At 70.4% G+C, this 6,729-nt stretch carries 3 protein-coding genes; 1 reads left to right on the top strand and 2 read right to left on the bottom strand.

The genetic code is table 11. From position 1 onward, the window contains the following. The first annotated feature begins 395 nt into the window (after nt 1–395). Nucleotides 396–1,661, top strand: a complete 1,266-nt coding sequence (locus HV826_RS12115; protein WP_176417169.1) for a P1 family peptidase — start codon at nt 396–398, stop codon at nt 1,659–1,661. 13 nt (nt 1,662–1,674) lie between these two features. Here the strand turns inward: HV826_RS12115 and HV826_RS12110 are convergent, their stop codons facing one another. Next, nucleotides 1,675–3,438 carry a DUF885 family protein gene (locus HV826_RS12110; protein WP_176417168.1) on the bottom strand — a complete coding sequence of 588 codons (1,764 nt, stop codon included), beginning with the start codon at nt 3,436–3,438 and terminating at the stop codon, nt 1,675–1,677. 37 nt (nt 3,439–3,475) lie between these two features. Next, nucleotides 3,476–6,427 carry a DEAD/DEAH box helicase gene (locus HV826_RS12105; protein ID WP_176417167.1) on the bottom strand — a complete coding sequence of 984 codons (2,952 nt, stop codon included), beginning with the start codon at nt 6,425–6,427 and terminating at the stop codon, nt 3,476–3,478. Between the last annotated feature and the right edge of the window lie 302 nt (nt 6,428–6,729).

The following is a 6,729-nucleotide window of genomic DNA, read 5'->3' as shown; positions in this document are numbered from 1 at the left end:
CCTCCACGCCATGGCCCCCCCCCACGATTCGCGGGGCCGGACCTCAGGCATGTGGCCAATGGGTTGTCACCTGTCCTCGCGCCCCATCCGCGCGCCCGACGTCGTCCGCGCGCGTCAGCGGCAGCTCCATGCACACTTCCCGGCCCGGTGGTGCCAGCGCCACTGCGCACTCGCGGACAGCCAGTCGGATGGAACTCAGGTTGACCGGGGCACACGCCAGCCGCCCGCGCGCAGGGCCATGCGCAGCCGAGGCCGTGTCCCGCACGGGGTCCCAGGCCCGTCAGGCCCAGGGCAGCAGCTCGTCCAGGATGGCGCGGTGGACGATGGCGCGGTCGCCCTGTCGTGGACGGGACCTCCGTTGGGGGACTGACACGGTCGCGATATGACGCCACACCATGAACCCGCTCCGTCTCTCCCTGCTCCTGGGGCTCGTGTCGTGTCTGTCGCTGTGGTCCCCTCCAGCGCAAGCGCAGTCCACCCAGGCGAGGCGCCGCGCCCGCGACCTGGGCATCACATTCGGTGGACAGTCGGGCCCGAACAACGCCATCACCGACGTGGTCGGCGTGACGGTGGGCCATACGACGTTGATATCGGGCGACACTCGAGGCCCGCCGGGCAAGGGGGCGGTGCGCACCGGCGTCACCGCCGTGCTGCCCCGAGGCAAGGACGGCGTGTCCGAGGAGGTCTTCGCCGCCATCTACTCCCTCAACGGCAACGGCGAGATGACGGGCTCCCACTGGCTCACCGAGTCCGGCCAGCTCGCAGGCCCCGTCATGCTCACCAACACCAATGACGTGGGCACCGTCCGCGACTCCGTCATCTCCTGGGCGATGAAGCGAGGGCTGGAGTGGGAGCTGGGGCTGCCCGTCGTCGCGGAGACGTGGGACGGCCTGCTGAATGACATCTATGGCTTCCACGTAAAGGCCACACACGCCCACCGCGCGCTCGACAGCGCCAAGGGCGGTCCCGTCGCGGAGGGCTCGGTGGGCGGCGGCACGGGGATGGTGTGCCACAGCTTCAAGGCCGGCATCGGCACGGCGTCGCGCAAGCTGCCCGCATCGGAGGGTGGCTACACCGTGGGCGTGCTGCTGCAGTGCAACTACGGCGCGCGCCACCTCTTCACCGTGGAGGGCGTGCCCGTGGGCGAGGAGATCAGCGACCTGCGCCCCTGCTACACCGGGCCCAAGAAGCCGAGCCCCGGAATGTTCAAGGAGTTGCCGGCCTGCGCAACGTCGCGCGGTGACATCCAGCCCCGCACGCCCGAGGGCGCCGGCTCCATCATCGTGGTGGTGGCGACGGACGCGCCGCTGCTGCCGCATCAACTGGAGCGGCTGGCGAAGCGGGTGCCGCTGGGCATCGGGAAGATGGGGGGCCTGGGCGCGAACTCCTCCGGCGACATCTTCCTGGCCTTCTCCACGCAGCGGCTGAAGCCCCCCGCGGGCAAGGCCGTGTCCAGCGTCTCGGCGCTTGACAACGAGCGGTTGACGCCGCTCTTCGAGGCCACCATCCAGGCCACGCAGGAGGCCATCCTCAACTCGATGCTGGCCTCCGACACGATGACGGGCGCGGAGGGCAGCCGCGCCTTCGGACTGCCTCAGGACCGGCTCATCCAGGCGATGAAGAAGTATGGCCGGCTGACGACACCCGCGCCCGCGCCGTGACGCCGAGCGCGCTTCAAGGCGGGCGCGCTGCGGCCCCACGCTGCCGCGCCGCCACCCACGCCTGGACCCGCGCCTCCAGGATGTCCAGCGGCAGGGCGCCGTCGAGCAGCACGATGTCGTGGAACTCGCGCACGTCGAAGCCCGAGCCCAGCACCTGCTCCGCGCGAGTGCGCAGGTCGCGAATCTTGAGCTGCCCTACCTTGTACGCCAGCGCCTGCCCCGGCCAGGCGAGGTAGCGGTCAATCTCGTTGGTGGTATCAAGCTCGTGACGCGGCGAGTTCTCCATGAAGAAGTCGAGCGCCTGCCGCCGCGTCCACTTCTTCACATGCATGCCGGTGTCGACGACGAGCCGCACCGCGCGCCACATGTCGTAGGCCAGCTGGCCGAACTTGTCGTACGGGCTGGTGTACAGGCCCAGCTCGTCGCCCAGCGTCTCGCAGTAGAGCGCCCAGCCTTCGCCATAGGCCACGTAGTAGCCGTAGCGGCGGAACTCGGGCAGGCCGGGCTGTTCGGCGGCCAGGGCCGTCTGCAGGTGGTGGCCAGGCACTGCTTCGTGCAGCGTGAGCGGCACCATCTCCCACAGCGGGCGCGTCTCCGGCCGGTACAGGTTCACCAGGTACGTGCCCGGCCGCGAGCCATCCGGCGCGCCCGCGTAATAGAAGCCGGTGGTCGCGTCCGGGGCCATGGCCTCCGGCGTCGACTCCACGCCATACGGCTGCCGAGGCAGCGTCTTGAACAGCCGCACCAGCAGCGGGTCGATGCGCTTGGACAAGGCCCGGTAGCGCAGCAGCAGCTCATCCCCGTCCCGCGCATAGAAGCGCGCATCCGTTCGCAGAAAGCGGAAGAACTCCGCCAACGTGCCCTCGAAGCCCGTCTGGGCCTTCACCGCCTCCATCTCCGCGCGCAGGCGCTGGACCTCGGCCAGGCCGAGCGCGTGAATCTCCTCCGCGCCCAGGCCCGTGGTGGTGAACTTGCGCGCGAGGAAGTCATACAGCTCCTCGCCGTCGGGGAGCTGCCAGATGCCCACCGCCTCCGTGCCCTCCGGAACGTACTCCTCCGTGAGGAACTCGTGGAAGCGCGTCAGCGCGGGGAGCACGCCCTGCGCAATCGCCGCGCGGCCCGCCGTGGACAGGCGTTGCTGCTCCGCGGAGTCGATGCCCTTGGGGAAGCGGCGAAACGGCGCGAAGAAGCCGCTGTCCGCCGGGTCCGTGACGAGCTGCTTCGCCACCTGCGGCGGAACCCGTTGGAGGACGACCTGGGGGTGGATGCGCTTCTCACGCAGCCCCTCGCGCAGCAGCGCCAGCACCTGGTCCACATAGGTGCCGAAGCCCTGGAGCCGGGCCACCCAGTCCTCGTAGTCCTTCACCGTCTCGAAGCGTAGGTTGTCCGCGAGCTGGTAGGCCGTCTGCACACCCGGCGGCTGCTTGATGCCCTCCGGGATGCCACCCATGTGGTTCACCGGCATCAGGTACGTCTTGAAGCGGTGCTCCTCCACCCACGTCTCGTAGTCGCGGCGGAACAAGTCGTAGTTGAGCTGGTCCGCCGCGACGAGCGCCTCGCGGTCCATCTTCTTCAACCTCGCGAGCACCTGGAGGTTGTGCTGGTGGTCCGCCTCGATGGCCTGGAGGCTCAGGTCATCCCAGCGGTCATTCCAGCGGCGGTCACCCTGCACGGACGCGTAGGTCGGGCTGTGCTCCAGTTGGTACTGCCACTCCTGCTGGATGAGCGCCTGCAGCGCGGCGGCCTGGGGCCGGGCGTCGACGGATTCGGGAAGCATGGTGAGAACCCCACTGCGAAGAGAAGGACCGCGCGCGTCACGAGAAGAGCTCGAGCAGGTCCTCCCGGGTGATGGCCGTCGCGGCGGAGGCCTCGCTCAGGGCCGCCTCGAAGATGGCCCGCTTCTTCTCCTGGAGTCCCAGGATGCGCTCCTCCACGGTGCCCTGGGACACCAGCCGGTACACCATCACCGTGCGCTCCTGGCCAATGCGGTGGGCGCGGTCCGCGGCCTGCGCCTCCGCCGCCGGGTTCCACCACGGGTCCACGAGGAAGACATGGTCCGCCGCCGTGAGGTTGAGGCCCGTGCCGCCCGCCTTGAGGGACATGAGCAGCACCGGCTCACCTTCCGTGGACTGGAAGCGCTCGGTGACCTCGCCGCGGTTGGCCGTGGTGCCGTCCAGCCGGCCGAAGCCGATGCCCGCCGCCTTCAGGCGCGGCTCGATGAGGTCCAGCAGCGACGTCCACTGCGAGAAGACGAGCGCCTTGTGGCCCTCCGAGACGGCCGTCTCCAGCGCGTCCACCAGCGTCTCCACCTTGGACGACGTGTGGGCCCGCTGGCCCGGGACGAGCGCGGGGTGACACGCGGCCTGACGCAGCCGCAGCAGGGCCTCCAGCGCCTTGAGCACGCTGCCGCCCTCATTCAACAGGGCCACCACTTCCTTGCGCGTGGCCGCCATCACCGCGTCGTAGACGGAGCGCTCGCGCTCATCCATCTGCACGTGCATCACGGACTCGATGCGCGGCGGCAGCTCGGGTGCCACGTCCCGCTTCAGGCGCCGGAGCACGAAGGGACGGATGCGGCGCCGCAGCCCCTCGGCCGCTCCCTGCCGGCCCTCGGAGATGGGCCGCGAAATCGTGTCCTCGAAGTGCTTGCGCCCCCCGAGCAGGCCCGGGTTGGTGAAGTGCATGAGGCTCCACAGCTCCTCCAGCCGGTTCTCCAACGGCGTGCCGCTCAGCGCGAGCCGGAAGCTCGCCTTGAGCCCGAAGGCCGCGCGCGCCACCTGGCTGTCCGGATTCTTGATGGCCTGCGCCTCGTCCAGCACCAGCGAGTCCCACGTCTTCGCGCCGAGCACCGCCGCGTCCAGGCGCATGATGGCGTAGGTGGTGAGCGTCACGTCGGCGGACGGCTCCAGCGCGCGGCCGGGCCCGTGGTACACGCACACCTTCAGCGACGGGCGGAAGCGCTTCAGCTCCGAGGCCCAGTTGGGCAGCACGCTGGTGGGGCACACCACGAGCGACCCGGGCCCCAGGGCGCAAATCGTCTGGAGCGTCTTACCCAGGCCCATGTCGTCCGCCAGGATGCCGCCCAGCCCCGCGCCGCGCAGGAAGCCCAGCCAGCTGACGCCCTGGAGCTGGTACTGGCGCAGCGTGGCGTTGAGCTCCGCGGGCAGCTCGGGCGGGGGCAGCTTCTCGAAGCCAGAGATGAGCGGCGCCAGCCGGTCCAGGCCCGGCGGAGGCGGCTGCTCCAGTGTCTCACACAGCGCGGTGAGCTCCGGCAGCGCGTGGTTGGCGACCTTCCCATCCTCCTGCCGCGCGTTGAGCAGGTCCGCCACGCGCTGACCGTGCTTGTCCAGCCAGGCCCGGGGCAACGGCGCCCAGCCACCACCGTCCAGCGGAACCAGCCCCAGCCCCTCCGTCCACGCCCGGATGACGGCGGCGGCGTCCACGGCCTTGACCTCGCCCCGGGCGCCCTCCACCTGGAAGGAGAGCTGGAAGCGCACGTCGGGGACGCCCTGCCCCGTGACGCTGGACTCCAGGTGGAGCGACGGGCGCAGCTTGACGTCGGGGCTCACCAGCCCCGCCGCGTCACCGGCGAGGTCGCCGCGCCAACGCCGCAGCTTGTCCGCCCAGCGCACCATCTCCGAGCCCTGCACCGTCAGCCGGCGGCCGGGCACCAGGTTCAGCTCGTCGCGGAGCTGGTGGATGAGGCGCTGCTCGGCGGCCTCGTCGCGCAGCGGCACCGGGCCGCGCAGGTACACCATGCGCCCGTTGTCGATGCGCACCACCGGCGGCGCGCCGTAGACGAGCGTGGGCAGCACGGACAAGCCGGCGTCGAGCTGGTTCAGTTCCAGCAGGATGCGCGGCTTCAGCTCGCGGTCCAGGCGCGGCAGCCGCTTGCTGCGGACCTCCACCGGCAGGCGGCGCCCCAGCTCGGGCATGATCTTGGAGGTCAGGTCCCCCAGATGGTCCGCCGAGTACGTGCGGACGATGGGCAGGTGCTGCAGCCAGGGGCCGGACATGGACGTCTCGCCCAGGCGGACCAGCGCGTCGCTCGCGAGCGCGACCCCGGGGCTGACCACCTCCTGGATGCGCGAATCCCGGGTCACCGTCACCACAATCTGGCCGCCGCGGTCCTCCACCACCGCGCGCGGCAGCACCTGCTCATAGGACACCGCCACCGGGCGCCCGTCGAGCAGCACGTTGCGCGCCGACTCCAGCACCTTGAGCACCGCGTCCAGCGTCTCCGGCGCCAGGGTGCCGCGCGTGCGCCGCTGCTCCAGGATGCGGTCGGCCAGCAGGTCCGCGTTCTCCACCTGGAGCTTCGCGGCCTCCGCTGGCCGGGCCATCAGCGACGTCAGGCTGCCCTCCAGCGGCGTCTCCGTGTCGTCCACATGGACGATGGAGCGGCGAAGCTCCAGGCCGCCGTCCTCGCGGGTGAAGTGGTAGACGACGCGCGCCCAGCGGGTGGCCGCCGTCTCCATGGGCGCGTCCTGCCGCTCCGCCTGCTGGATGGAGATGGCCGCCGCCACCACGTGTTCGCAGGGGTCCACCAGGCTGGGGCAGTCACACTCCCAGGCGTCGTCGTTCGGATACAAAACCACCGTGAGGGCGACCGGGCGCCCCTTGGCGCGCACCCTCAGCTCCAGCTCGCCCCCTTTCTGGGACTGGAGCACCACGGCTCCGGAGCGGGCGAGGTTCACCCCGTTGGACCAGATTCCCGGCTTGGCTTCCTTCCGGACGGTTTCGAGCAGTTGGGCGGTGGCGGACATGGGGCGCTGTTTCCCTACGCCCCCAGCATGCGTCGCGCAACGGCCATGAGCGCGCACCGTCGCGTGGCAGGCGGGCCTGGACGCGGAGCCCTGCCTGGAAAAACTTCAACGCCAGCGGCCCGGCGCCCGCGCCACCGCGAACGATGAGGACATCGTACGAATCACTCCCACCCTCCTGTATGTATTTCATTCCACGCAAACACGGGCGCCTATCATTGACATGCAAAGATGAAAGGACTTAGCTGTATTGCAGTCGTCTCCCTGATACTCCAACGAAGCCAGCTCACCGGGTCTTGCCCAGG

Source organism: Myxococcus sp. AM010 (assembly GCF_013372585.1).
Lineage (GTDB): Bacteria > Myxococcota > Myxococcia > Myxococcales > Myxococcaceae > Myxococcus > Myxococcus vastator.
This window is presented reverse-complemented; position numbering and strand designations above follow the sequence as displayed.